Consider the following 25,741-nt stretch of genomic DNA (forward strand, 5'->3'; position numbering starts at 1 on the left):
ATATATTGCTGTTTGCTGAGTATAGGGAGATCATGAATGGCTGTAAAAAAAATTTTTCATTGCTTATTGAGCATTTGCCTGATGAGTTCCTTTCATGGCGCAATTGCCGGCAATATGGGCAGTTCAGTACCTCCTTCTTCCTCTTACCATCCTAAGGTAATAATTCAGGCTGGCGGTTTCTGGCCCTCATTCGGGCGTGCGCAGGATATTAACATTGTCGATCTGGTGGGGGATCATTTTTCGGTAAGCGATCATTCCCGCTTTAAAGGGCTTGCCGGTCTTGGTATCTACTTCAACGCGCTTGAGCGCGAACAGTTCAATGTTTCTGTGGGTGTGAATACAGTTTACTTTTCGCGTACTTCAGTGAGCGGGATTGTCACACAGGAGCAATTATTTACGAATCTGGCCTATCGTTATTCAGTCAGTAATTGGCCTGTCTATCTGGCTGCCAAAACGGATATTACCAGTTTTAGCGACAACTATGCACTCACCCTTGATGCCGGAGTAGGGCCAAATTTCAACAAAACCAGCCGTTTTAACGAGACCTCTCTTGATGGTGGTATCACCTTGCCTGATTATGCTTTCTCAGGACGAACCAGTACAGTGTTGAGTGCAATGGCGGGAGTTGGTATCAAATGGAATAACGTGTTTGGTCAGCTGCCTCTGGAATGCGGATATCGGTATTTTTATCTCGGGCAGGGACGATTCAACCGACTAACTGATCAATTATTAAATACCTTAAATACGGGTCATGGCCATGCCAATGCGATCGTTTGTGCAGTGACTCTTTAATCTCATCAGGACTATGAAATGAAGAAAGTATTGACGCTGATTGGTTTTCTAATAGCAGGTTTGTGTAGCCAGAGCTGCCTGGCAATTCCCGGGTTATTTTTTAATATAGCGGCCAGTGGCGAAACTGCCACTGTTAATATTACTCTTTGTCTAAATGGCGTCGCTCCTTTGTCTTGCCAGAATTATAATGTTTCGGCTTTGAGTCTGAGTATCGCCACGACCGTTCCTAATCATCTGTATCCTTCTGCCGGTATTAAAATTAATACCCCCGGATTTAGCCTTGCCAATCTGGGTCTGGAGTGTCGCCTCATAGCGAATGGATATTGTATTTTTTCCGTGAGTAACCTGAATCCGGTAAGAATTACCCTGAAAAATAATAACACACCGCCTCCTCCGCCACCTCCAGTTCCCCCGCAAGCACTGACTGTGGGCGGGAACGTGAATGGTTTGGCTAGCGGCAGCTCGCTGGTATTGCAAAACAATGGCAGCGACCCATTGTTCATTAATGCCAATGGCCTGTTTACCTTCCCGGCGGTATTGTCGGCAGGAACTCCCTATGCGGTTACAGTGCGAGCGCAGCCTGCGACACAGATTTGTACAGTCAGCAATGGCATAGGTACAATTAGCAACACGGCGGTCACTAATGTAGTGGTAAGCTGCAGCAGTTTTGTAAAGACCTTCAGAGCTGTTGGACGACGGCTTGTGGGAGGTATAGCTGCACCCGTTGCCTACAGTTCCTCCGACAATGGAAATACCTGGACAGGGGGAGGACTGATACCGGTGAATGATTCTGTTTTACTGCTCACTTCTCTGGAGGATGTCGCCTGTGATCTGCCTGGGCAGACTTGTGTCGCCGTAGGTCAGATAGGTAATTCGATGAATACTAGCAGTGCCTCGATGGGCTACTATGTTTCTCCAGCCACTGCCGATATATGGCAACCCTCAGCATTTAATACTACGCCGCCCGGGACGGGGTACATTCTCTCAAGCCCGGCCTGCGATGGTCAGATCATTGATTGTCTGACAGTGGGTAAATACGCTCCCCAGATTAATCCCCTGACCACAGCGCCTTTGAGCTTAAGCTCGATCAATGGGGGAGATGACTGGAATCAAACGGCCACTCAGGCGATTGCAAGCAATAATCTGGATGGTTTAAATGGCGTTGCCTGCGACGCGGCCACCGGGCTCCACTGTATTGCGGTGGGTAGTTCGCAGGCGGTGACTCCCAGCACGACGATAAGTCCGGTGAGTTATGTTACGCTGGACGGCGCTGCAACATGGAGCAGCGCCAATATATTTCCATCTAACGGACAGCTTAACAGCATTGCCTGTGATACCAGTGCCATGCGCTGCATAGCCGCGGGCTTTAGTATTCAACCCTCCGGAATGGGGACTGATAATTTCCCAATGGCATTCCTGACTGTTGACGGTGGAACTTCCTGGAACAGTTTGACGCTTCCTCTAATAGCAGGCATTGTATTAAATGGGGTTTCCTGTGATGTTACAGGTCAATTATGTAGTACGGTGGGCACACAAACAATATCCGGATCATCCTCCATTCCTGTAGGCTTTACCACCTCCAATGGCGGTGCTAGCTGGACAGCTTCAAGCTTTTTCGGAGGAAATGTAGTCTCACTATCAGTACTGAATGATGTAGCTTGCTATGCCGACGGAATACATTGTGTTGCGCTGGGAACTAATGGCAACAATACTGCTCTGGCTTATCATACAGTTGATGGAGGTATTAGCTGGATTGCTGCGGCCATTCCTCCGCAAATACCGGCTGGTAGTATTGGAGTCAATATTCAGGGCGCGGCTTAGGTGTTCGTCCGGACTGAAGGCTATTCTGTGCAGGAAGATGGTTGAATGGGTTGTTCACCGGAGTTGATTGCAGAACCATTGAAGGCGTTCGAGAAGAAGTGCCTGGGTGGCGGCGTGTTGCATGAATCAAGTCTGACAGGATTTCGTGTTTTGTATTTTTTTATTGTCCTGCTTTACTTCCTGCCGTTTTCCTATCACCCCAATATGCGCTCACCCAATGAACTATGCCGGCTCTGGCAAGCCATCGCAATTGTGGATAATCACAAGCTGAGCGTGAATGAAGTCCTTAAAACTCATGGGATGCTCGGCGATCTGTCTTTTTATGAGGGATTTTATTATCCCAGCAAGGCACCATTCCTATCTTTTGCTGCGGTTCCTGTTTACGGGGCTCTCAAATCCATCAGCTCCAGTGATGATGAAGTGACTCTGGTGTACTGGGCTCGTGTTTTTGTAACGCTTTTACCTACGTTAGGATTGATATTGCTCCTGCGACGCTTTCTACTGCATTATGTATCCGCTGTTATTGCAGAAGGGGTGGTCACGACTTATGCCTTGGGATCTCTCGCTTTTAGTTATTCCCTATTGTTTATGAGCCATCAATTGGCTGCCACTTTTCTTTTTCTGGCTTTCTACTGCATCTGGTATCACTTGCGCTCAGGTTCAATGAAAGCTTTGCTGCTAAGTGGGTTAGCTTGCGGTGCCGCACTGATGACAGAATATACAAGCGTTTTAGGTATTCTTGGAATAGCGGGTTATTTAATGTTCGCTCGCTTAAAGGCAACTGATTTATGCTGGATGAACGAATTAAAAAGGTTCGGCTGTATTGTGATCGGTTCATTCCCCCTCCTGGCAGGGCTGATGATCTATCATGCAACGTGTTTCGCTGGACCGTTTGACTCCGGATATCAGCATCTTGTCGATATCGCATCTCGGGAATTTCACAGGGGCGGATTTCTGGGAATCCGATTGCCGGACCTGACAGCCTTTGCAGGCTCGTTTTTTTCGCCCCTTTGTGGATTGTTCACCCTGTCGCCTTTTCTTTTGTTAGCACTGCCGGGAATCCTGCTACTAAGACGGCAAGTGAACGGTACAAAAGAGCAGGCACTGCTATGGTTTACGGTCCTGTTATTATTTTTGTATACCTATTTCACCTCCTCTTTTTCTTATGAATCCTGGCAAATGGCTACAGGACCGCGTCATCTGACGCCCCTGGTTGTATTTCTTCTATTGCCGGTTGCTATGTTTTTAGAGCACTTACGGCAGTCCGGCTCCCGATGGTTCGCAATAGCAATTGCTTTATGTGCGTTATCGATTCTGAACGTAGGAATGCTAAGTTTTATCAATTACATCCCTTTAATTGGGGATAATGCTTTATTTGGTTTAGTTATTCCCTTGTTTACTAGCGGTTATCTGCCACCCAATGTGCTTGACTGGATTGGGATTTTATCCAATCCCCTATCAGGGATTTTATTGTTTTTTTTACTGGTTCTCGCCGCTTACTCGGTGATTCGCTGCTTTTTGAAGGGATCTGAGGTGGACTTAAAAACAACGATGATGATCATTGGTCTTCTGGGTTTTATATATTTTACGGGACTCTGGCTATTACAATTTAATGAGCAGGAAAATCAAAAAATGGTATATTATATCAGCACGTTGTGGGCTAAATAGTTAGCAGAAACTATCCATTATCAGGAAGAATAAATGTCGTTACAAATTCGGATGTTGTTTGTTCTGGTTTGCGGGCTGTACCTTTTTACATTTCCCTATTTACCTAAATGGGCTCCGCCTAATGAGATATCCCGCCTCGCCGAAACAATTGCCATTGTTGATCATCATAAGCTGAGCATCAATGAGGTGATAAAGCAGTATGGAACGGTAGGCGATTTGTCTTTTCATGATGGCCATTATTACTCAACCAAGGCTCCTCTGCTGGGAATCGCTGCGGTTCCTGTCTATGAAGTGTTAAAAAAAATCTACTTTGCAGAGCAGGAGATGGACTTCTCAGTGCTGGTTTACTGGGCCCGTTTGTTTGTTACTATTTTACCAACGCTTGGTATATTGATTTTACTTTACCGCTTTCTTCTAAGCTATGTGTCTGCGCCCGTGACTAGCGCAGTAGTGGCCACTTACGCTTTGGGCACACTGGCCTTTAGCTACTCTTTACAATTTATGAGCCATCAGACTGCAGCCAATCTGCTTTTCCTGGCTTTTTACGCTTTATGGCGTTATTTACGCAATGAATGGCCGCTTAAAGGAGTTCTGATTGCAGGAATGGCGGGCGGGGCGGCGCTGATGGCGGAGTATCCTGCGGGGTTTGGCCTGGTGGCGATTTTGTTTTATGCAACACTCAGTTGCCTGACGAGTATGAATACAGTAAAGGAAGGTTTCTATAAGTTGTTTCACATCGCGGTGCTGGTAAGTCTGGGAGCTGCTCCATTTTTGGCGATGTTAATGGCTTATCACTGGTTTTGCTTTGGCAGCCCATTCGAGAGCGGCTATAGCCACATTGTCGAACCGGCTTATCGCTCGGTTCATGGCAGTGGTGTGGGCGGCGTTTTTCTTCCTAATGGCGAGGCGCTTCTGAATTCATTCTTTTCGCCGTTGCGTGGCTTATTTGTTTTAGCGCCTTTTCTTCTTCTGGCATTCCCGGGACTTTATATTCAGTGGAAACAAATCAAACGAATGCCCGCTAATGACCGTGCTCTTTTTGGGTTCACCATTATCACATTTCTTAGTTACAGCTATTTTACGGCGTCTTTTTCTTACGATGGCTGGGGATGGTCCACGGGACCACGCCATATTACGCCGCTGGTGATCTTTATGCTATTGCCGATTGCCCAGTTACTGCAAGATTTAAGGGACAGGCAGAGACTCTTCTATTTGGGAGTTGCCAGCGGCTTGTGTATCATCTCCATGTTGGTTACTGGTTTGCTGAGTTTTATTGACTACATTCCTGATTTTATCCATAACGCTCTGTTTGAGCTGGTATTTCCAATGTTCAGGGATGGGTATTTTCCTCTGTCAGTATTCTCCTTTTTCCATTGGCTGCCTCAAAGTGTTTCAGGAATTATATTACTGACTGCATTATTATTGGCCATGATGCTGGTTTTAGCTCTTTTACTGCGTCCTGAGAAAAAGGCGGAAAGTCACCATCGTGTTCTTCTTTCAGTGGCTGTGGCCAGCCTTGTTTGCTTTGTCTACCTTGGAGTATTATGGCAAACACAGGGCGATGAAGCGCAATCTCAAATTGCGCTGACCATTATAAAGTCACTCTGGGTTGATTTAGTATAGAGTCGGCGGCTGTTAGTACTATGATTTTTCATGACAAAATTTCTGTGATTGCTCCGATGTATAATGAAGAAGCAATCATTGAGAGATTCCTTAAAAAAACGCTGGCTGTGTTACAACGCCATTTTACTGACTATGAAGTCATTCTGGTTGACGATGGGTCAACTGATCGCAGTTTGGCCTGTTGCGCTCCCTTTATCAAAAGCAATAAAAATATTCGTCTGCTTGCATTTTCGCGCAATTATGGGCATGAAATAGCCTCAACAGCTGGTCTGGATCATGCCGTTGGCGACTATGTGATTTTAATGGATACTGATCTCCAGCATCCACCCGAGTTGATACCTGAGATGATGGCGAAAGCAGCTGAAGGTTACGATGTAGTCTGTGCCCGGCGTGTCAATCGAGCACATGAACCTCGCTTAAAGCGTTTTCTGGCGAAAATATTTTATCGGCTCACCAGTAAAATGACCGGTTTTGATATGCAGGAGGACACTGGAAATTTTCGTCTGCTAAGCCGTAAAGTGGTCGACTCCCTGAAAAAAATGAAGGAAAGTAATCGTCACTTACTGATGCTTTTTGCCTATGTCGGATTTAAAACGGCAACGATTCCTTTCCACTGTCCGCCACGGCAGGGAGGAACCAGTAAATACAACTTAAAGAAATTAATCAATTTATCTTTAGACTCCATTATTTCTTTCTCTGCACGTCCCTTGCGTGCCATGTCGGTTTTGTCTTTTCTGATTAGTCTTGCCATGATGGTTTATGCAGGATTTACATTAATAGGCAAATTATTCAATCCTTCCGGCAGCGAAGGGCTTGTTTCCATCCTTTTCTTTATATCGATTTTGTTTTCCGTATTGTTCCTGTTTCTGGCGATAATTTCCGAATATATCAGCCGCATTTTGGTGGAAACTAAAAATCGGCCGCTTTATTACATCAAAGAGGAAATAACCCAGGAGACAATTGAGCATGGGTTTTAGGGAAATACTCTTATGTGCCGATGATTATGGACAAAATGAGGCTATTTCTGAAGGGATTAGGCGATTGGCTGCCAGCGGGAGAATTAATGTCATTAGCTGTATGGTCAATTCCGGGCACTGGACGCATTCTGCGGCTTCTTTAAAGCAGAGCTGCAATGAAGTGTATCTGGGTTTGCATCTGAATCTTAGCTTTGGTCATGCCTTAAGTCAGACATGGCGCCATCAATATGGCCATAATTTTAGAGGCTTGGGCTGGCTTTTTCTTCAGAGCTATATGAGAAAGCTTGATATTAACCGGGTGCAGGCGGAAATCAATGCGCAGCTGGATTGCTTTATTGAAACGATAGGGAGGCAGCCCGATTTTATTGATGGACATCAGCATTGTCAGCAATTTCCCCTGGTGAGAGATGCCTTTCTTGCTGTCTACCGCAAGCGAAAGCTATCCAGTTATTGCCGGCATAGCCATGTGAACTGGCAGGCTGCTTTTATTGCACCACATTTTATTAAACAGCAAATAATTACTTTATTTGGGGGGCAGTATTTTTACAAGCAATTACAAATTCAACAAATTGCGACTCATACCAGTTTTTCTGGCAGTTATAACTTTTCGAAAGCAAAACATTATCGGCATTATTTCCAACAATTCTTGCGGCAAAGCACTTGTCAGGGGCTAATTATGTGCCATCCTGGAATGGTTTCCACAGATCCAGAAGATCCTCTGTTCCAATCACGTATTCATGAATATAATTATTTGATGAGTAATGAGTTTCTAAATGATTTGCAGATGGCGCAGTGCTGCTTGAAAAGAAGACAAGCCTTCCCTTGAAAAGATTTCAGCTTGAGTGAATCATAAAAAGAGGAGTGCTGTCTTCATTTTTATCAGTCGAGCTTCATGCCTGCATTATGCTCTTCTTCTTTCATCATTTGATCAGAAAATATCACTGAATATTTTTTTGCCAACTTCTCCATGTCGTTCGCAGTCGTTAAGGCATTTCTAGCAGCGTCTGGTATCAGATGGTTATTGGTTTCAATGTTTTTTTTCCACAAAGGAATTTCCTGTAAAAGGAAATGAGCAAAGTCTTTAGCATCCTCCAGATTGCTCACTTCCTTATCAAAAGAGCGCCTTGAACATAATCGAGGAAAGCATCGATCGCCATATTTTTGAAAATAAACGTCTCCTTCTTTTGGTATTGCTCTTGAGAGAGTAAAAACCATGCTGTCAGCTTGCAGGCAGCAATAAGCCACCACAAAACTCTTGATTTCATCAGAAAGTACACAGTCTTTCTCTAGCTGATGACTTACTGTAAAGTCATAAAACGCTTTGATATGATCATTAAACTGTTCAAAATTATTACCATAATCCAGTTCGGCGCTGAGCCCGCTGTCTAATGCTTCCACTGTCAATCTGATTAATTCCGGATACTGCTGGCTGTTCAAAGTTTTATTGATTAAATTACTTGAGATATTAAGACTAAAAGAGTATTTGCCTCTTTCGATTTCTCCTGCAGATTCTTTGATAAATTTCTTTTTTTCCAGCTCGATGGTGTCATTGGCGCGTAATAGCCTTTTAACTAATGTGGCACAACTCTCTCTTTTGCAAGGTACATTATTGACAATAAATAATTCCTCATCAGGTTCATGGTGCTTATCGCTGAACCGACTTTTCCAAAAAGCATGCATCTCTGACCTCCTGTCAATTGCAGTGTTTTCTGTTGTTATGATGTGGGATTAATCTATAGCTCGTCAAGTTTACGAAACGAAATAAGCATGGTGGTTTAAATTCCTGGTCCAATCGTATAATGTGGGTTGCATCTGCCTGAAAAACTAATGCAAAATAATATGTTGGTACCCAAAGATATTAATAATTACAATATCGAATTGCGCACCAGAATTTTCTTTAGGAGTAGAAATCTCAAATAAATAATAAAAAGGAAAAAAATGAGACTAGTAAAAGTGATGTCAATATCATTAGTTTTATTAGGATGTCAATTGGTTTCCAGTTGGCTTGGAGCAAGTTCTTCGGTACTTTCAATTGAACATTATATCAACAGTAGTTGGCAAATTTTAGCACGAAATAGCCAAAATCTTCATGATTCAGTATACGATACCAAGTTAACAGCACAAAAAATAATACTCTATATTCCAAAAGACGAAAATATTGACACGATCACGCAGGCAATCAAACCTGGACTGGCAGACAATAATTTAATCGAAATCAGATATTTGCCAGAGGATCCGAAATTAATTCGCGATCATGGCCTGCTTTATTTGCCCTATGCGTATGTAGTGCCGGGTGGGCGGTTTAATGAAATGTATGGATGGGACAGTTTTTTATAGTATTAGGATTATTGCATGATAAGCAAATACAGCTTGCTGGCAATATGGTTAATAATCTGATTTATGAAATAAATCATTATGGAACTATTTTAAACGCGAATAGAACCTATTATTTAGAGCGTTCAAATCCTCCATTGCTTACTGAAATGATTCTGGCTTATTACCAGACTACAAAAGACAAAAAATGGCTTGCAACTACACTGCCTGCTATTGAAAAACTTCATCGGTATTGGGTGACGCCGCCACATCTCCTCCCTGAAATAGGTTTGTCAAGATTCTATGCCAGCGGTATAGGCGCCTGTCCAGAGGAGTCTGAAGAGTACTATCAGAAAGTCCTGGATTTTTTTAAAACTAATTCTTTACCCGATCGTTTTCTTTATTATGATCAAGAGAAACATGCATTAACGGATTTATTCTATGTTTCAGATCGTTCTCTGAGAGAGTCAGGTTTTGATATTACAGCAAAGTTTGGCCCTTTTGGCGCAGGTATTTTAGATTTTGTTCCGGTTGATTTGAATACACTGCTCTATAAAATGGAGGAAGATGCAAGCCTTATTTATTCTATTCTAAATAAGAAAAAAAGAGCTGAAATTTGGAAAAATCGAGCGAAGAAACGTGCTCAATTAATTAATCAATATTTATGGGATGATGAAAAAGGATTATATTTCGATTATAATTTTAAATCGAAAACATTTAGTCACTATGTTTACGCTACTACTTTTTATCCTCTATGGGCAGGGGTTTCCTCGGAAAAGCAGGCGTCTGCAGTTCATAGAAATTTACCTCTATTATTGGCCAAAGGAGGATTAAGAACAAGTACTAGAGATGTGGGAACTCAATGGGATGCTCCATTTGGCTGGGCTCCACTTCATTATTTTGCCGTGCATGGCTTAAAGCGTTACGGATTCAAAAAAGACGCTAGAGATCTCGCTAAAAGATTTGTTGATACCATCCATAAGTGTTATCAGAAAAACCAAACCCTGTTTGAGAAATATAATGTCGAAACGCAAGATATTCAGACCATTAATACAATTAAATATAGTTATACTAGCAATGAAATTGGGTTTGGATGGACTAATGGTGTTTATTTGGATCTTATGGAATTCATTAATAACTGAGCTGCTCAAGATAGGGATTTTACTTAATCGGTATTTGATAACTGCGGATAGATTCTGTTATCAAATTTATAGCCAATATATTAGCTTGAAGGTAATTCAATGAAAATTAATTTAATTTGGCAAGGGAGGCATTGTTTATTGTTTTGCCAAAATTTTAATTTTTATATCGCTTATGATATGCGATCTGTTGAATCATTGTTCTGTACATTTGGCAAGCGATGCATTTAAATATATGCATCTGGGCGATTATTTTGCAATTTATGTTTTTTGATGACACGTATTTGAATTATAAAGCAAGAGTAAGTTACTCCTTGTCTCGCATTGAAGATTTTGATGAAATAGCTGCGTTCATCAAGGCTAATCGAATTTTAATAACACCTGCCGACTTAGCCGCGTATATCCTTAAGCCGGAAAATTATAAATATGCGATTATTGCCAGAATAAAAAGTAACATTGCAGGCGTTGTCTTATTTACGGATTTTGAATCGGAAGTATTTATTAATTGTCTGTTTGTAAATCCTGTACATCGATTTAAAGGGATTGGCTCCAATTTATTGAAAGAATTAAAAGCATTGATGGGGCAAAGAACGGTCACTTATTTAGATACAAGTAACAATTACATGCCCTGGATGGATGCTTTGGATGTTTCTAATAAAGCAGCAATGATAAATCAATTAGGCTCATTTTATAAATCAGGGAAGTAATAGCCAGATTAATTTTTAAATCCCTTATTAAAAAATAATTCTAGCCTCCTGGTCCACACCGTGTTGATAATGCATTCTCTTGCTGATGCCTGACAACCTCTTCGCGGCATTCTCTGATTCTATCCTCTTTCCTGTAATCGCCGAAGCCTTGTAATTCTGCAGCAGTCTTGCCCTGATGGTTCACGATGCTGCTATCAACTCTGGAATCTTGCAGCAGGCGTTTAACGCACTCGAGATGGCCGCGTTCTACTGCATCATGGAGAGCGGTGTATCCAATATTGTCCTGTTGGTTAGGGTTAAGTTTCTTGTCTTTTAGAAAGAGTTCAAGAAGCCTCACATCATTGATAGAGGTCGCCCAAAACAAATGGGGCTCAGTAGAGGATGTAGTGCTATTCATATCAATGCCTGGCGTATTCAACAGGAGTTTGATCAGCTCAAATCTCTTATTGTATTCCTCGCCTTTTGTACCAGCCAGATTGTGCATGGCTTCCACAAGTGGGCTTGTACAAAAAAGATTGCTGGATTGAAATACGTTTATCTCCCGGTAACTATGTAAAGCGCCGCGAATAGCATGCAGGTCATGGTTACGAATTGCAATAATCAGAGAGTTTATGTTTTTTTCTGCAATGTCTTCTTCAGCAATTTTTTCTTCCGCAATCTCTGGATTTGGGCTTTGAAATTGCTTGAAATGCTCAACATCGGTTTTACGTTGTTTTTTCTCAGCCTTAATTTTCTCTCTTAACGGCTCATCCTCTTTCACCATTTTAGTCAGTGAATCGCCGCGATATGGTTTGAACAGGGTGCCTGGATAACTCAATAACAATTCGGCAGTGTCCTTACGGTCTTTTTTAAGCGCCAGATACAAGGGGGTTATGCCATTAACATCTCTTGCAGCAGGATGTGCACCACCGTAATAGATCAGGGAACGCAGGTTTTCGTTATGGCCCCCATTTGCAGCCGCATGCACAGCCGAGCGGCCGCTGTGGGTGCATTTTTTTATTGCCTCTGGATGATGCTCCATTATCGCTTCCACAATCTTCGGATCTTTTGTAGCGGCATAATATGCCGTATGTTTACTGAACTTTGCCCCATGTTTAAGCAAGGCAAGAACCAGATCCAGCCGATTCTTTCTTACTGCATTGTCCAGGGGATTATCAGGCTTGGCTTCGTCCACACGTGCTCCAGCATTTACCAGAAGATTAATCATCTCCACAGACTTCACCAGACACAGAGGTTCATCATCAAACCAGTTTTTTAAATTCACTGCTTTCGGGAATAGCGCCAGCAAAGAGGAGGCAAGGGATATATTGTCATTCAATACAGCAATATGTAACAGATGATAGCCCTGAAACGTTTGTTCCTCAGAAGACCATGATTTTATTTCATCCAAATCATCTGCAGTGATCTGATTTTTAAGAAAGCGATCCAGAATTTGTCGGCGCCGGTTCGAGCCAGGGTCAAGAACAATGGAAAGGCGCTGCAGTTGCTCGTCGAATTGTTCGGTGGATTCGTCATTGATAATCAATAGCCATCGTTTAATCATGAATTCAGTTTGCAGGATATCCTGGCTGGTTGCAGAGGTAAAATGCTTGTTTATCAGTGTTTCTATCAGTTCCAGCTTATTCTCAGCTAATAGTTTCTGATTGATTAAACGCATTAAAATATGTGGCAGAGCTGCATTTTTAGCATAATATGAAAGATATTCTTTCAGAAAGAACTGTTCAAAAAACTCGATACTGTCTTCATAAATTCGATCTGCAATCTCCTGGGGTAAAAACAGGCGATATTTGGTTTTTAAAGCAATTAACTGGCTGTAGAGTCCGCAATTTCCAACTGTTTGAAAATGATCACCATGACTCTGAGAGAACTCCAAACCGAGGATTTCATGTAAATCCTGTTGAATATAGGTTTTATTTTCTTTTCTGCTATTATACTGAAAAAGCCTTTTGAATAATGTGTCAGTTAATTGATCGGGCCTGGTTATTTTATATTCTTCTGTGGTGGCATCAGTACTGCAGCCGCCAGCGTTATTGCGATACAGGTCATCTTGCTTAATGATGAGGTCTATTGCATGCCCTTTCCATCCAGTGACTATTTCCACCCCTCCACTCTGAATATCTGATAAAATCGAGTCTGTAAAATGGCCTGCTTTTGGCGAATAGCCAAAAAAGGGGTTAGCGGCAAAAAAATATCGCATCGCTTTGACGGTCATGTTTCTTACTTGCCTAATCGCTTCCAACTGCTCATGATGTGCTCCACTGCTCTCACAATGTGACACATAGGCATTCATTAAATGAACCATGAAAGGAGTCGTCTCAGAAGTGAACGAGCCAGTTAATTTTTTAAGTTTATTATTAACTGGTATAGAACCATTCAGTGAAAATAAATGACCAAACATTGTTGAGTCGGCTTCGAGTTTATCTGCTTTTTTACTGCGAAGAAATCGCTCTTCCCAGGCTAGAACTGTCGGGTCAAAACAATCAATTGATATGCCGAGTAGTTCAAAGACCTCTAATCCTCGTTGCCGTTTTATCGAGTCTTCTTCAGTCAGGTTTTCTATATAGCGGAAGATTTGATTAAAATCAAAATCAGGTTTTATTTTTTTAAGATAATTTGCGATATCCTGCTTGTGAATATTCGAAGAACCAGTCGCTGTCATTACGAGAATATATTCAATGTCAATATCAATTTTTGCGCGCAGAATTCCCTCAAATAAGATATCCATTTCCTCAGTAGATATCCGAAACTTCTGGAAGTCATCGATGCAGTCTATGATTAGTTTGTTAATAAATTCACTACTGCCAGGCTGACCCTTGCATAGCTCAAGTAAACCAGCGAATTCGTCTCTGACGGCATTATCCCGCTTTCTAAGCAGCCTTCCCAATATTGATTCGCCGTTAAGATATCTGGCAAGCAGTGTAGAAGGCTTAAGCTTAAGAATTTCAATTATGAATTCTGCACGTCTGATTTTAAGTTTAATCAAATCAAATACTGTTTTTCCCTCATGATTTTTATGCTCTGGATTAACCCCTTTTTGAATCAATTGTCTTGCACCATCACCGGGATTATTATTGTAACGAACCAGCAGTTGCAGATAATTATTCCCCTCATTATCCAGGGTGTTTATATTAAATGCCGGCAGGTTAATGCAGCGATCTAATAAAGTATTCAACTGCGATTGAATGCTGTAATCGTAGCTTTTCATTAACTCCGCCAATATTGTTTTACCGTTTTTATAGCTTTCGAGTAAGGAGGAGGGATGAAGTTTAAGGGTTTCAAGCAGCAACTGATTATTGGCATACTCTGAACGCCTGGCTTTGTTTTCAATAATCAGATCAAATACTGATTTGCCCTCGTTATTTTTATGTGTGACATCAATTCCGCTCTGAACCAGTAATTTTGCAATGCCATCAGCCTGTACATTGCAATGAAGAACGACGAGCTGCAGATAGTTATTACCTTGATTATCCAGCATGTTGATATTGAATGCGGGGTGCTTAATGAATTGCTTTAGCAGCTCTATATCTTTGAACGACCCATCCGTTAAAATGCAGGCGAGGGCTGTTTTTCCATCTGGATTTTGAACATTAATATCAGTTTTTGTGTTAGTCACTATAGCTTCCAACTGCTGCACATTCGATAATTTCAGTTCACAAATCAGATGGAGCAATACAGAGTTATGCTTAGAGGTTCTTTGATTAAGATCAAACTTTTCATGTCTTAATAAAACCTTATATAAATCGCGTATTGAGTAAGAGCTTGAATTACAAACAAGCTCAAAAAGACTATAGCCGTCACTGCCAACTTTTTGCTGAATATCAAGGCATTCAGATTCAAGCAGATGTTTCAAGGTATCATCTGAATAAGTCGAGCCAATTTCCAAATAACAAGTTAGAAAAGATCGCCCTTGCTGATCAACAACATTTGGATTTCCCCCTGCTGAAATCAGTTGCTCAAGAAATTGATAAAAATCATATTGTTTTGCATGTTTTGTTCGCAGCAATAGATGAAAAATAGAATCGCCTTCTTCAGTTAACTCATTCACTGTGAAATTTTCCTGAGAAAGGGTGGTTAGAATTTGGAAAGGGGCATGTATTTTGTTGAGAATTTCCAGGAGCTTTTCTGATTTCATATTGCGTTCCATTCAGCTACAATTTTCGACTGAATAATACCAGAGCAATATTAAGCTAATGTTAAGGCAATATCTCGCATGTCATTGGTGGACTCAAGCAATTAACAGTTTTTATAAACGAGGCTTGATTTCTGCTTCTTCCAATGCGCTAAATTTCAAACCGAATTCTATATTTACCAGGCCCGTTTGGCCGCAAGAGGGCATATATTGTTTCATCTCAATCGCAGGATAATAAGGACGTTTTTTATTCCAGGGATCGATAACAATTACTGTTGCTGGAAGGCTTGCACAATAGGATATTAATTCTTCTGCGGTTTTTGGAAATAAGCCGGCATGCTCAAGATTCATTAACAGGAGGGTATGTCCGCCGCGCTCATTTTTAATGTCAATACGATAAAGGCTATGCACTGGCGAAGCAACATGATTACTGGCTGCTTCCCGCGCCAGACTATACAGGAAAACAAAAGCGCAGTTTGCCTGTTCAGAACAATTCCCAAAGACAGGGCTTCGGCTATGAGCATGGTAATACCACATGCTCATGTTATAGCCAGTTCCCTTTCTAAATGCCGTTTGCTCAAACTCAGGATATTCTATTTGTTCGCGTCGTTCTTTAAAGCGGTTAAATACTTGCCGTAACTGCGTATCATTCATCTTTGTACGAAAGTCCTCAAGGATACGCATGCCAGCAGGAGACAAGGGCTTGTTTGCAGCCCTCATTCTGCGGTTTACATAGTCACATGCTTCTTTAGCGATGCATAGATTATTTGTTAACTGTTCAATTTCCTGCAAACGTTGTTCCAGGCCCTCACTGTGAAACTCAGGACTGGCAAGTTGATTCTGAAAAATAGATATCTGTGCTAATAGTGAGGGCTCATCAAGCTTTAGACGGTTAATGCGCTCGAGAAAAACCCCAAGGCGTTGTAGATAAATTTCGCGCATGATTTTTTCAATACAAAATGACAATGAATGATACATCATTGCATACTAAAGATCACATAGTAATCTCTTACTGGTGTGATGGTTAATCAAGTAATAACTTGTTGCGTCCACAAATGATTTATATAATTGCCAGCCATAAAGTCTAGGCGTGTTTTCAGGATCAATAAGTTAAGGAAAGTTATGGTTGTTATCTTTCTCCACGGCTGGAGTGTTACGCATACCAATACCTATGGAGAGCTTCCTCAATGGCTTGAAAGTCAGAGTAAAGACGGAAAACTGGGCCTTCAGGTTGGGAATATTTATCTGGGACAGTATATTAGTTTTGATGATACGGTGACCGTTGACGATATTGCGCGCGCCTTTGATCAGGCCGTGCGTGATGAAGTTGCTGAGAAACTTCGCAATGGAGGGCGTTTTGCCTGTATCACCCACTCCACAGGCGGTCCTGTGGTTCGCAAATGGATGGACTTATACTACAAAAACAATCTTTCCAAATGCCCGCTAAGTCATCTTATCATGCTGGCGCCCGCGAATCATGGTTCGGCACTGGCGCAACTTGGTAAATCGCGTCTGGGCCGTATAAAGAGCTTTTTTGAGGGAATTGAACCGGGACGGCATATACTGGATTGGCTTGAACTTGGAAGCGAGATGAGCTGGCAGCTTAATGAAAGCTGGCTTGACTATGATTGCACTGCAAACGGCATTTATTCCTTTGTGCTTACAGGACAAAGTATTGACCGCCAGCTCTATGATGCGGTTAATTCTTATACCGGAGAAGCCGGATCGGATGGCATTATTCGTGTCGCTGCTGCAAACATGAATTATAGTCTGTTAAAAGTGCATCAGGAGGGAAATAATGGCGAGAATCTTGTCGTCGCCAAAATGAGACGCACACAGCCAATGGCAATGGGAATACTCCCTGGATGTTCGCATTCCGGTAAAAAAATGGGCATCATCCGCAGTATTACGATGGCCAATGCTGCCACGCATCCCACGGCGATTTGGGTTTTACGATGTCTTCAGGTGAAAAGTCGTGACTCTTATAATGCATTGGCAAAAGAGCTTGATAAATTAACTAAAGAAACTCAGGAAAGTGAACACAGAGAGGTGGTGAGAACGCCCCTTTATAAGCGTGAGTATATTACCAATCGCTATTCCATGATTATATTTCGATTGATTGACGATCGGGGCAATCATTTGGACGATTATGATCTTTATCTGACTGCCGGCCCTCAATATTGCGAAAACGCACTTCCTGCGGGTTTTTTCGCAGATCGCCAACGAAACCAGTATGCTCGGGGAAAATTAACCTATTTTCTCGATTACGATATCATGGAAGCCGGTATTAATACGCCAAAAATGCAAGGTAAGCTCGGGTTTCGTATCAAGGCTCATCCGGAGGCCAGTAATCAGGCGCTCGCCTATTACAGGCTGCTGGATTGCCGACATTCACAAAATTCTTCACCCGAATGAAACTGTCATGATTGAAATCATGCTGCAACGACGGGTCGACAGAATTGTCTCTCGAATTACCAATAACCTTAACCCCGCTAGAATCAGCAGAAAACCGACTGGAAACAGGGCTGACTGAAGATATTAGCTTTACGTCATCCCGAGCGCAGCGAGGGATCTCCCGGCAATGGCACGGTCTTTAGCATATCGATCGGTATAAATTATACCATCGGGATTCAACTCATTAATCAAACCATGCTTCTTTTCTCGCGACCAGACAATATTTTAGTGTGTGCAACTGCAGGGGGATCCCTCGCTGCGCTTGGGATGACGTGGGGGAGTTACTATTAATTATAAATTAAAAAACTCCAGATAAAGCAATAATAAAGCGGCTGCCGACATCAGTAAAAACGCCAAAATGCCAATCAGGTTTGATAACCAGCCATTGGTAAATTTTCCCATTATCTTCTTGTTATTAGCGATATGCAGAATAATCAGTATGAGTACCGGTGCTGTTAAACCATACAGAATGGCGGTCATTAACAAGGCTTCGATGGGGTTAAAACCTGTAAAATTGATAAGCAATGCGATGATTAAAGAAACAATAATAATCAGATAAAATTCTTTTGCCGAGGAAAAGGAGTTATCCAGTCCGCTTTTCAAATCAAAAAGGGTAGTCAGCATATAGGACAAACAGCCGCTTAATACCGGAATTGCTAAAAGCCCCGTTCCAATGATGCCGAGCGCAAACAGGAAGTAGGATAATTCACCGGCTAAGGGTTCCAGCGCTTTGGCTGCCTGCTCCACGGTTTGTATGTCATTAATACCGGCTTTGTACAGTACAGTACCCGTGGTTAGAATTATAAAATACATCACCAGATTGGAGCTGAACATCCCAAAACTGACATCCCCGGTCATAGCAGTAAGCGATGAGCGTGTTATGAATGAAGACTGTTTTTTACTGCTTTCCTCCGCCTCCATCGTGGCTTGCCAAAAAAATAAATAAGGTGAAATAGTGGTTCCTAATATCGCAACCAGAATGCCCAGATATTGCTTGTTAAACTGAATATGAGGGATCAGGGTATTCTTTATTACCTGCCAGGCATTGGGATTTACCAGAAAAGGAATAATCAAATAAAGGAAAAGCGATAAGCACAAGTATTTTAAAACTGCGACAATCTTCTGGTAGGAACAAAAAACCATTCCTATGGCCAGAAGAAAAGTAAACAATATTGAAAAAATGGCAGCGGGGATTTGAGGTATAACCAGATGGCTGACTGCCCCCATACCCGCGATGTCAGCACTTATATTTAAAATAATTGCCGGCACAGTAAGCAGAGCAATAAAATATATAAGTGGGCGGGGATACTGCTCTTTAATGTTACTGGCCAAGCCCTTGCAAGTGACTTTGCCAATGCGGGCGCACATTTCCTGAATGACGGTCATCAGTGGAAAGGTAAATAAGGCCGTCCATAAAGTGCTTAAACCAAATTGGGCTCCCGCCTGAGAATAGGTCGCGATGCCGGAGGGGTCATCGTCGCTGGCGCCAGTAATCAGACCTGGACCGAGCTTTTTAAAAAAATTACGTATTTTGGAACTGGTCTTGTGTGTTGTCATACATCTCCATTGCATAGATTCTCTGTGCGCTTAATCGTTAAGCTCTAATAAAAATTAGCGGTTACCCCAAACTTCTTCCAGCCGGCTGTCACGGCCGCAGCGGTAGCGATAGTAGCGGTATCGCAGCGGGTTTTTCTGAGAATAATTCTGATGATAATCCTCTGCGGCATAGAAGGTTGTTGAAGGCAGTATCTCAGTGTAAATTTTTGGAAATTTTTTTTCCAACTCTTTTTTACTTTGCAGGGCTATTCGTTTTTGGTTGTCATTCAGGTAAAAAATAGCTGCACGGTATTGACGCCCGCGTTCACAGAATTGCGCGTCTTTTGTTGTTGGATCAATATGGCGCCAGAAATAATCCAGTAGTTGCTTATAGCTTATCTGATCGGGATTATAAATGATACGCACAGCTTCAGTATAATTAGTACGTCCAGCGGTGACATCGTCATATGTCGGCTCTGGTGTTGTGCCGCCATCAAAACCAGTGACAGTGGCAAGGACTCCTTTCTGTTGATAAAAATCCGCCTCCATAAACCAAAAACAGCCGCCAGCAAAAATTGCTTCAGCGGGTTTTGCAAAAACAGACATACTGCTACCTATCAGGAAAATAAAGCAAATTAATTTGTTCATTGTATTCCCTTGAGCCAGCACTGATGTGTAGATACTATTTATTCCAAGGACCAAAATGCTATCTTGTATAGGCCAGGCAGAAAAATAATGCTATTAAAAACATCACTATTACAAAGCGTAGGGCAATACAGTTAAAATATCCAGCAATGATGAACAAGGAAAATTATGACAACTGCTATCATGTGGTTTCGTGCCGATTTACGCTGCGAAGACAATCCTGCCTTTGCCGCCGCCTGTGAAAATGCCCGCTTAATTCCGCTATATATTCGGGATGAGGAAACGTCTGTCGTCTTGGGTAGTGCGCAAAACTGGTGGCTGCATCATAGCTTGCTGGCGCATCAGAAAGAGCTGGAAAAAAGAAATTTGAAATTATGTCTCAAAACCGGCACCTCATTAGATATTCTATTGCAATTGATTGAGGAACATCAGGTGGAGGCTGTTTACTGGAATCGTTGCTATGAGCCTGCCACTATTGAGCGCGATCGGAAAATAAAAGCCATTCTGAAAGACAGGGGCATTAAGGTTCATTCCTGTAACGGCAGTTTATTAGCTGAACCCTGGACTTTGCAGACTACGCAAGGAGGGTATTTCAAGGTATTCACTGCCTATTGGAAGCAAGCTCAAAAGCAGCTGGATTTACCCGATAACATTGCCATTACTCAATTCCCATCTTGTCCCAAAGTTGCTTCTGAAATTATTGAGGATTGGGATTTACTTCCTGACAAACCCAATTGGGCTGCCGGGTTTTCCGATTACTGGCAACCTGGAGAGATGGGCGCACAGGCGCGTTTGAACGATTTTCTTGATGAGGGGCTTTCAACTTATAAAGAGCAAAGAGATTGCCCGGCGCGTATTGGAACCTCGCGCTTGTCACCGCACTTGCATTTTGGCGAAATTAGTCCGACGATGATTTACAGACAAGTGCTGCAGATGCAGGAATCTCAAACGTTGCCCTCAGCCTCAGTGAATCAGTTTTTAGCCGAGATAGGTTGGCGGGAATTTTCCTATTATCTGCTTTATCATTTCCCAAAGCTCCCGGAGCAAAACTTTCAGCCAGCATTTGATGAATTTCCCTGGCAGGATGATCTCTCTTTACTGCATGCCTGGCAGAAAGGCCAAACTGGATATCCTTTAGTGGATGCCGGCATGCGAGAGCTCTGGCACACAGGCTACATGCATAACCGCGTACGAATGGTCGTGGCTTCCTTTCTGGTTAAGGATTTGCTGGTTGACTGGCGAAAGGGGGCTGACTGGTTTCAGGATACTTTGTTAGATGCTGATTTAGCTAGCAATTCAGCTAGCTGGCAATGGGTGGCTGGCAGCGGGGCGGATGCCGCTCCTTATTTTCGTATTTTTAATCCAATATTGCAGAGTGAAAAATTTGATCCCCAAGGCGAGTATATCAAAACCTGGGTGCCTGAATTGAACAAGCTGCCAGCGGCATTAATCCACAAACCCTGGCAGGCAACGAAGGAAAAAGGATTTCGTATTGGTGAGGATTATCCTTGCCCGATAGTCGATCACAGTGAGGCACGAACTTTGAGCCTGCATTTCTATGACTTGATTAAAAAGAAAAAATAAAATCTGTACGTCTTTGCGAGCGTCAGCGACGCCAGATCAACTAAAATAAAGTCAGGAAGTAGATTGCTTCGCTGACGCTCGCAAAGACAGTTGTATGTGCCCTTTACTGTTGGCTTACTCCTGCCCTTAAGCGCCCTGGCAATGAGATAAACTGCTGTCCGCGTCTTTATTAAAGGTGGTTGAACCAAAATCCTTTTTTAAGTCAGTAATAAAAATCTGGGTACTGGTTTCCGTATTTTTTCGATCAGTCGAGAAAAAAAAGTTTCTATGTTGCGCCATAATCTCTGAGGCCGTTAAATTTTTAAATTGGTTCCCGGCGATCGGTGGCGAGTGTTCCCAATTTTCGATAAGGTCTCCCACTATGGCTTCGGTATTTCCATTGAAAGCGTTTACTAATTCACTACGAAGATTTTGGAATGCTTTTATCTTCAATTCCGGGTTTCTTAAGAAAATACTGGATTGCTCAAGCGTGTCTATTTGCGCGGCAATCCTTGTGAGAAGCGCAATTGCCGCTAATGCATTATCGTATTCTTCCGCGGATTGATCCGGATATAAATCGCGGTTGTTTAATTTGTTGGTTACAAGTAAGGTGGCAATTGCCAAATCAGGTGATTGCTGCTCCCTGTACTCCTTAATGGATTCAATCACTGCGGTTAAATCATCAGCAATAAAAATGTCGCTTACCCAGTCCGGTTTATATTTTAAAAATAAGTCCAGCATTAAGGCTTTGGTGTGCTTATAGTTCATTCGGTTAGCAAGGCGATCAGCAAACCCCTTGGCAAATGTACTTCTTTCCAAGAGTCCGTTAGGCATAGGAACTGAACCATCTTTGGCAGTTAATTCTTCAAAATCTTTTCTTGCTGCCTGAAACGCCGCCCCTGGAATATTTTTATCGGGCTGGTATTTCAATAAGTTGTCAAGAAAAGGATTATCTTCCCGCAGCTTGCTGATAAAATCATCAAATTCATTATCGGTATAAAGATATTCTTTTTCACCAGTCTCCCTGGCTTTAACCAGCAGCTGATCAAACCGATGAGCATTTTCCTTTGTCATTTGATTCCAAACCAGATCACAGGGCGTAATAATGCCATGTACAGTAAATCCTTTGGCTTCCAGTTTTTTTATTAATTCAATTCGCTCCTCGGTTTCCAGGACACGAAACCTCATATCTGAGAACAAATAAATGTCCTTAATGCCGTTTCGATTTAAAGCATTCAGCAGGTTTTCGTTTAAATCATTTGCATTAAAAAGCAGTGTTTTATCGATATCGAGAAGAGCGACAGGTCTGTTCATGATAATCCGTTACGAGGTGTGTCCTTGTATATAACTATATAGCAGAATTATTAAGACACTCTTAATACCTTATGCTTCTATGTCATACTTCCTGCTCCTCGTCCCCGCTTTATGCGGGACCCAGACTAACTCAGGAGAAAAAATACCATAAAAGTGAGACTTAAAATGATTAAAAAAGGTTTTATAGCTTGTCTCGAAAGCAACTTTAGCAGAGTATATAAAATAATTCCCGCCCCAATCCCGTCTGCAATTGACGAAGTCAGAGGGATCATAATAATTGTGAGCATGCAGGGAGCAATTTCCGTCATATCCGTCAGTTTCAGATCCACCATATGCTTCATCATGCAGCAGGCAACATAAAGTAAAGCCGGACCTACCGCATAAACCGGGATCATCCTGGCCAGTGGAAAGAAAAAAAGCATTAATAAAAAACCGGCGGCAATGACCGCAGCTGTCCATCCTGTACGCCCGCCTGCTTCAATACCAGCGGCGGATTCGATAAAAGGAGAGGTACTGGCTGAGCCCAATAATCCAGCCAGCATCGAGCCTGCGGCATCCGCTGACAAACTATTGGCGATTCGTTGCTGATGATCCTTCTGATCTTTAAACAGGGATTGATTCAAAAGACCAATTAAGGTTCCCGTTGCATCAAACAAAGCGATTAGGAAAAACGTAAAGGTTGCCTTTAAAGTAGTTGTAGAGCTGAATGAAGAAAAATCAAGTTTCATAAAAGTAGGTGCTAAAGAAGGAGGGAGCGCAAAGAGCCCTTGCCAGGTCACCATCCCTGTAAGTAATGAAATGAGGCTAATCGAGAGGATACTCAAAATAATGGCACCAGATATTTTAAAATAGTCAAAGATTAAAATAAGAATAAAACCGAGAAAGAAGAGTCCGGCTTCAGGTCTTGCCAGATTTCCCATCTGTAAAAGAGTATGCGCATTACTGATGATAATCTGATTGGATTGCAGCGCAATAAGTGCTATCAGAAAGCTAATCCCAATAAGAATAGCTAGCTGCAGATTATCCGGAATTGAATCAACCAGTATTTTTCGTAATGGGGTAAGACTTAGTAACAAAAACAAAAATCCGGATACAAAAACCATGGCCAGTGCCTGTTGCCAGGGGATCCCCATGCCCAGAACGACACTGTAGGAAAAATAAATATTCAGTGCCATACCGGGTGCGACCCCGATAGGCGCATTGGCTAGTATTCCGGTCAGCAAGGTGGTTATTGCAGTCACCAGGCAGGTGGCTGTAAATACCGCGCCCTGATCCATTCCAGCATCATGTAAAACCACGGGGTTTACAAATACGATATACACCATTGTTAAAAAGCTGGTAATCCCCGCGAGGACTTCGGTGGAAAATCGGACCGGATTGTTTTGAGCGGTTTGAATAGTATTCATAAATGCTGGAATTAAGGGAGGGCATTGAAAGCACAATGCTATCCAATCCAGAAAAATTTGCAATGAGTAAATTTAGAAATGAATATTTAAAACGCCGAAGATTATTTCTATCGCGATTAGGAAGATAATGATGATCTCCAGACTGTGCGAATGACGGTTTTCGAGATAGCCATTAAACATATCAAAGATTTCATTGATTGTATCGAGACGATGATTTAAGGCATTCACCCGGCGTGGGATGTGTAAATACCGCTCCAGCATCGTGTAATACTCCTCCAGTGTCGGGTGTTGCCAGAAATATTTAGGGTGATAAAGAAAATTACTGATTAAATTCATTTCGCTTTTAGCGCCCAGGATTTCACCTATGACCTGGCGGATCTGATTACGGCTGATTGGCATTTGCCCTTTATGCGACAGGCTTTGAATCAGAGGGTTGTACTTTTCAATGAGTGCATCAATTTTAGTTTCAAAATACTGCAGCTTAACCGATTGTGAAAAACCGTAAGACAAGCTTAATTTCAAGTCATCACTGTTGTCATCAATGCTGATGCAGTCAACATCAAAATAATCATGCGGTTCGATGGCGATTTTGTCGCTGATCCGATAGCTGAACTCGTCGCGGACCAAAAACGAGACAGGTTTATCGGCGTATAATTTAAACAATTCAATATAATTGTCAATCTGATGCCGTTTGATCCCCCAGGAAACTACGGTTCCATTTTTAAATATGAAAATCACATACTGTTCGCCTGTGAAGGGCGTCAGTTTGAGCACATCACGTGATTTAATCGCAGAAAAGCCTTTCACGCTTGCTTTAAAATAGTGATCAAGACGTGTTAAATCAATACTATTGGCTACACAATAACTAAGGCATTCCATCGATGAAACCTGTTTTAAAACCCGTTGCTAACGGCATCAGTCAACTAATAATTGAATTATATACGATTTGCTTTTTTTATGCAGTCTCAGTTTCTTTCCTGACTGGATAAGGTTTTTTTCTATCGGTTGCCCCACTCAACCACTGAGGACAAATTTCAAGAATCTGCGCAATTTTATCCAACTGCTCACTGGAAGGAAGCAGATGACCGAAAATCATCGCATTTGCTAAATGGCGGGTAACGCCAAACACTTTTGATACTGCTTTTATTTTTTCAGCGAGTTCTTCGGGGAAACCTAAAACAGCTAACTCCGAATTAAAACGCTGTGAAAATACCTTACTATTCATTTTTCACTCCATGAAATTTCTAATTACTCAGGGCTATTTTTATTAGTTAATAGTTCCCCATATACAAACATGTCCTGCCAATCCCTGTTACAGAACATAAGGTAGTCTAAATCCATTGTTCGCTTCCATTAAGGAAGATGAGCTTTGGAGATTCTATCCGGGAATATCCAGCCTTTGGAATTAATACCACCCATTCTGTTATAACTCATTTTGCTCACTCCGAAAAGTATTTTCTTTTGTTTTTAAAAACAGATAGTTATGCTTCAAAAATTTCCAAGCCAGACTTTAGGCGGGGCGAATGTGAAGAAGAACCGAAAGCCTTGTCAAAAAGAAAAACTCAATGTGTTTCACTTTAGCTATTCATCCTATCAAATAGTTGAAGCAGATGATCTCTCATAGATGTTATTCATTGAGATAAGGTGTTGACAG

18 protein-coding genes and 2 pseudogenes are annotated in these 25,741 nt (G+C 42.0%); 11 read left to right on the forward strand and 9 right to left on the reverse strand.

The features are described from left to right. The first annotated feature begins 36 nt into the window (after nucleotides 1-36). Genes E1O89_RS09310 through E1O89_RS09335 form a run of 6 tightly spaced genes read left to right on the forward strand, consistent with a single transcriptional unit; the run spans nucleotide 37 to nucleotide 7,707 of the window. Complete coding sequence (locus E1O89_RS09310; protein WP_133139927.1) at nucleotides 37-792, forward strand: hypothetical protein; 756 nt, start codon at nucleotides 37-39, stop codon at nucleotides 790-792. 18 nt (nucleotides 793-810) lie between these two features. Next, on the forward strand, nucleotides 811-2,613 hold the full coding sequence (locus tag E1O89_RS09315; protein ID WP_133139928.1) for a WD40/YVTN/BNR-like repeat-containing protein: 1,803 nt from the start codon (nucleotides 811-813) through the stop codon (nucleotides 2,611-2,613). 45 nt (nucleotides 2,614-2,658) lie between these two features. After that, the gene (locus tag E1O89_RS09320) at nucleotides 2,659-4,281 is read left to right on the forward strand and encodes a hypothetical protein (protein WP_133139929.1); all 1,623 of its coding nucleotides are present in this window, start codon (nucleotides 2,659-2,661) and stop codon (nucleotides 4,279-4,281) included. A 33-nt stretch (nucleotides 4,282-4,314) separates the two neighbouring features. Beyond that, nucleotides 4,315-5,904, forward strand: a complete 1,590-nt coding sequence (locus E1O89_RS09325) for a hypothetical protein (protein WP_133139930.1) — start codon at nucleotides 4,315-4,317, stop codon at nucleotides 5,902-5,904. Nucleotides 5,905-5,924: 20 nt separating this feature from the next. Further along, entirely contained in the window at nucleotides 5,925-6,881 is a 957-nt protein-coding gene (locus tag E1O89_RS09330; protein WP_133139931.1) for a glycosyltransferase family 2 protein, read from the forward strand. After that, complete coding sequence (locus E1O89_RS09335) at nucleotides 6,871-7,707, forward strand: ChbG/HpnK family deacetylase (protein WP_133139932.1); 837 nt, start codon at nucleotides 6,871-6,873, stop codon at nucleotides 7,705-7,707. Before E1O89_RS09330 ends, E1O89_RS09335 begins: the two co-directional genes overlap by 11 nt. Before the next feature lie 53 nt (nucleotides 7,708-7,760). On the opposite strand, the gene E1O89_RS09340 is transcribed toward E1O89_RS09335, so the two are convergent. Further along, entirely contained in the window at nucleotides 7,761-8,561 is an 801-nt protein-coding gene (locus tag E1O89_RS09340) for a hypothetical protein (RefSeq protein ID WP_133139933.1), read from the reverse strand. A gap of 276 nt (nucleotides 8,562-8,837) precedes the next feature. On the opposite strand from E1O89_RS09340, the pseudogene E1O89_RS09345 reads away from it, so the two are divergent. Next, nucleotides 8,838-10,336: pseudogene (locus E1O89_RS09345) on the forward strand (trehalase family glycosidase). 260 nt (nucleotides 10,337-10,596) lie between these two features. Continuing rightward, nucleotides 10,597-11,040: a GNAT family N-acetyltransferase gene (locus tag E1O89_RS09350; RefSeq protein WP_133139970.1), complete on the forward strand. Its 444-nt coding sequence runs from the start codon at nucleotides 10,597-10,599 to the stop codon at nucleotides 11,038-11,040. A 40-nt stretch (nucleotides 11,041-11,080) separates the two neighbouring features. On the opposite strand, the gene E1O89_RS09355 is transcribed toward E1O89_RS09350, so the two are convergent. Next, nucleotides 11,081-15,172, reverse strand: coding sequence for an ankyrin repeat domain-containing protein (locus E1O89_RS09355; RefSeq protein WP_165483115.1), 4,092 nt, complete (start codon nucleotides 15,170-15,172; stop codon nucleotides 11,081-11,083). Nucleotides 15,173-15,283: 111 nt separating this feature from the next. Beyond that, nucleotides 15,284-16,111, reverse strand: coding sequence for a hypothetical protein (locus E1O89_RS09360; protein ID WP_133139935.1), 828 nt, complete (start codon nucleotides 16,109-16,111; stop codon nucleotides 15,284-15,286). A 180-nt stretch (nucleotides 16,112-16,291) separates the two neighbouring features. Here E1O89_RS09360 and plaB point away from each other — a divergent pair. Beyond that, nucleotides 16,292-17,702, forward strand: a pseudogene (plaB, locus tag E1O89_RS09365) (phospholipase PlaB). Between the two features lie 212 nt (nucleotides 17,703-17,914). On the opposite strand, the gene E1O89_RS09370 reads toward plaB, so the two are convergent. Together E1O89_RS09370 and msrA are read right to left on the reverse strand one after the other, a co-directional pair. Continuing rightward, nucleotides 17,915-19,180: an NRAMP family divalent metal transporter gene (locus tag E1O89_RS09370; protein WP_133139936.1), complete on the reverse strand. Its 1,266-nt coding sequence runs from the start codon at nucleotides 19,178-19,180 to the stop codon at nucleotides 17,915-17,917. 54 nt (nucleotides 19,181-19,234) lie between these two features. Next, entirely contained in the window at nucleotides 19,235-19,807 is a 573-nt protein-coding gene (msrA, locus tag E1O89_RS09375) for a peptide-methionine (S)-S-oxide reductase MsrA (RefSeq protein WP_133139937.1), read from the reverse strand. 165 nt (nucleotides 19,808-19,972) lie between these two features. Between msrA and E1O89_RS09380 the strand changes: the two genes are divergently transcribed. Further along, a complete protein-coding gene (locus tag E1O89_RS09380; protein WP_133139938.1) occupies nucleotides 19,973-21,388 on the forward strand; it encodes a cryptochrome/photolyase family protein in 1,416 nt (471 codons plus the stop codon). Nucleotides 21,389-21,514: 126 nt separating this feature from the next. Here E1O89_RS09380 and E1O89_RS09385 read toward each other — a convergent pair whose 3' ends face one another. From E1O89_RS09385 to E1O89_RS09400, 4 genes are all read right to left on the reverse strand, one after another. Next, entirely contained in the window at nucleotides 21,515-22,681 is a 1,167-nt protein-coding gene (locus E1O89_RS09385) for a hypothetical protein (RefSeq protein WP_133139939.1), read from the reverse strand. 125 nt (nucleotides 22,682-22,806) lie between these two features. Then, nucleotides 22,807-24,087: an NCS2 family permease gene (locus E1O89_RS09390; RefSeq protein ID WP_133139940.1), complete on the reverse strand. Its 1,281-nt coding sequence runs from the start codon at nucleotides 24,085-24,087 to the stop codon at nucleotides 22,807-22,809. 72 nt (nucleotides 24,088-24,159) lie between these two features. After that, a complete protein-coding gene (locus tag E1O89_RS09395) occupies nucleotides 24,160-24,966 on the reverse strand; it encodes an RMD1 family protein (RefSeq protein WP_112219448.1) in 807 nt (268 codons plus the stop codon). A 76-nt stretch (nucleotides 24,967-25,042) separates the two neighbouring features. Next, the gene (locus tag E1O89_RS09400; protein ID WP_112219447.1) at nucleotides 25,043-25,312 is read right to left on the reverse strand and encodes a hypothetical protein; all 270 of its coding nucleotides are present in this window, start codon (nucleotides 25,310-25,312) and stop codon (nucleotides 25,043-25,045) included. Nucleotides 25,313-25,570: 258 nt separating this feature from the next. On the opposite strand from E1O89_RS09400, the gene E1O89_RS15440 reads away from it, so the two are divergent. Next, nucleotides 25,571-25,711, forward strand: coding sequence for a hypothetical protein (locus tag E1O89_RS15440; RefSeq protein WP_165483116.1), 141 nt, complete (start codon nucleotides 25,571-25,573; stop codon nucleotides 25,709-25,711). The last annotated feature ends 30 nt before the right edge of the window (nucleotides 25,712-25,741 follow it).

The sequence above is a fragment of the Legionella genomosp. 1 genome (genome assembly GCF_900640215.1).
GTDB lineage: Bacteria > Pseudomonadota > Gammaproteobacteria > Legionellales > Legionellaceae > Legionella_C > Legionella_C quinlivanii_A.

Excerpts from the sequence above, each read along its gene's own strand:
- E1O89_RS09370 (WP_133139936.1), bottom strand. The coding sequence starts at position 19,180 with ATGACAACACACAAGACCAGTTCCAAAATACGTAATTTTTTTAAAAAG.
- E1O89_RS09315 (WP_133139928.1), top strand. The coding sequence starts at position 811 with ATGAAGAAAGTATTGACGCTGATTGGTTTTCTAATAGCAGGTTTGTGT.
- E1O89_RS15440 (WP_165483116.1), top strand. The coding sequence starts at position 25,571 with ATGCTTCAAAAATTTCCAAGCCAGACTTTAGGCGGGGCGAATGTGAAG.
- E1O89_RS09395 (WP_112219448.1), bottom strand. The coding sequence starts at position 24,966 with ATGGAATGCCTTAGTTATTGTGTAGCCAATAGTATTGATTTAACACGT.
- E1O89_RS09385 (WP_133139939.1), bottom strand. The coding sequence starts at position 22,681 with ATGAACAGACCTGTCGCTCTTCTCGATATCGATAAAACACTGCTTTTT.
- msrA (WP_133139937.1), bottom strand. The coding sequence starts at position 19,807 with ATGAACAAATTAATTTGCTTTATTTTCCTGATAGGTAGCAGTATGTCT.
- E1O89_RS09330 (WP_133139931.1), top strand. The coding sequence starts at position 5,925 with ATGATTTTTCATGACAAAATTTCTGTGATTGCTCCGATGTATAATGAA.
- E1O89_RS09355 (WP_165483115.1), bottom strand. The coding sequence starts at position 15,172 with ATGAAATCAGAAAAGCTCCTGGAAATTCTCAACAAAATACATGCCCCT.
- E1O89_RS09390 (WP_133139940.1), bottom strand. The coding sequence starts at position 24,087 with ATGAATACTATTCAAACCGCTCAAAACAATCCGGTCCGATTTTCCACC.
- E1O89_RS09400 (WP_112219447.1), bottom strand. The coding sequence starts at position 25,312 with ATGAATAGTAAGGTATTTTCACAGCGTTTTAATTCGGAGTTAGCTGTT.
- E1O89_RS09325 (WP_133139930.1), top strand. The coding sequence starts at position 4,315 with ATGTCGTTACAAATTCGGATGTTGTTTGTTCTGGTTTGCGGGCTGTAC.
- E1O89_RS09335 (WP_133139932.1), top strand. The coding sequence starts at position 6,871 with ATGGGTTTTAGGGAAATACTCTTATGTGCCGATGATTATGGACAAAAT.
- E1O89_RS09320 (WP_133139929.1), top strand. The coding sequence starts at position 2,659 with ATGGGTTGTTCACCGGAGTTGATTGCAGAACCATTGAAGGCGTTCGAG.
- E1O89_RS09350 (WP_133139970.1), top strand. The coding sequence starts at position 10,597 with ATGTTTTTTGATGACACGTATTTGAATTATAAAGCAAGAGTAAGTTAC.
- E1O89_RS09340 (WP_133139933.1), bottom strand. The coding sequence starts at position 8,561 with ATGCATGCTTTTTGGAAAAGTCGGTTCAGCGATAAGCACCATGAACCT.
- E1O89_RS09380 (WP_133139938.1), top strand. The coding sequence starts at position 19,973 with ATGACAACTGCTATCATGTGGTTTCGTGCCGATTTACGCTGCGAAGAC.
- E1O89_RS09310 (WP_133139927.1), top strand. The coding sequence starts at position 37 with ATGGCTGTAAAAAAAATTTTTCATTGCTTATTGAGCATTTGCCTGATG.
- E1O89_RS09360 (WP_133139935.1), bottom strand. The coding sequence starts at position 16,111 with ATGCGCGAAATTTATCTACAACGCCTTGGGGTTTTTCTCGAGCGCATT.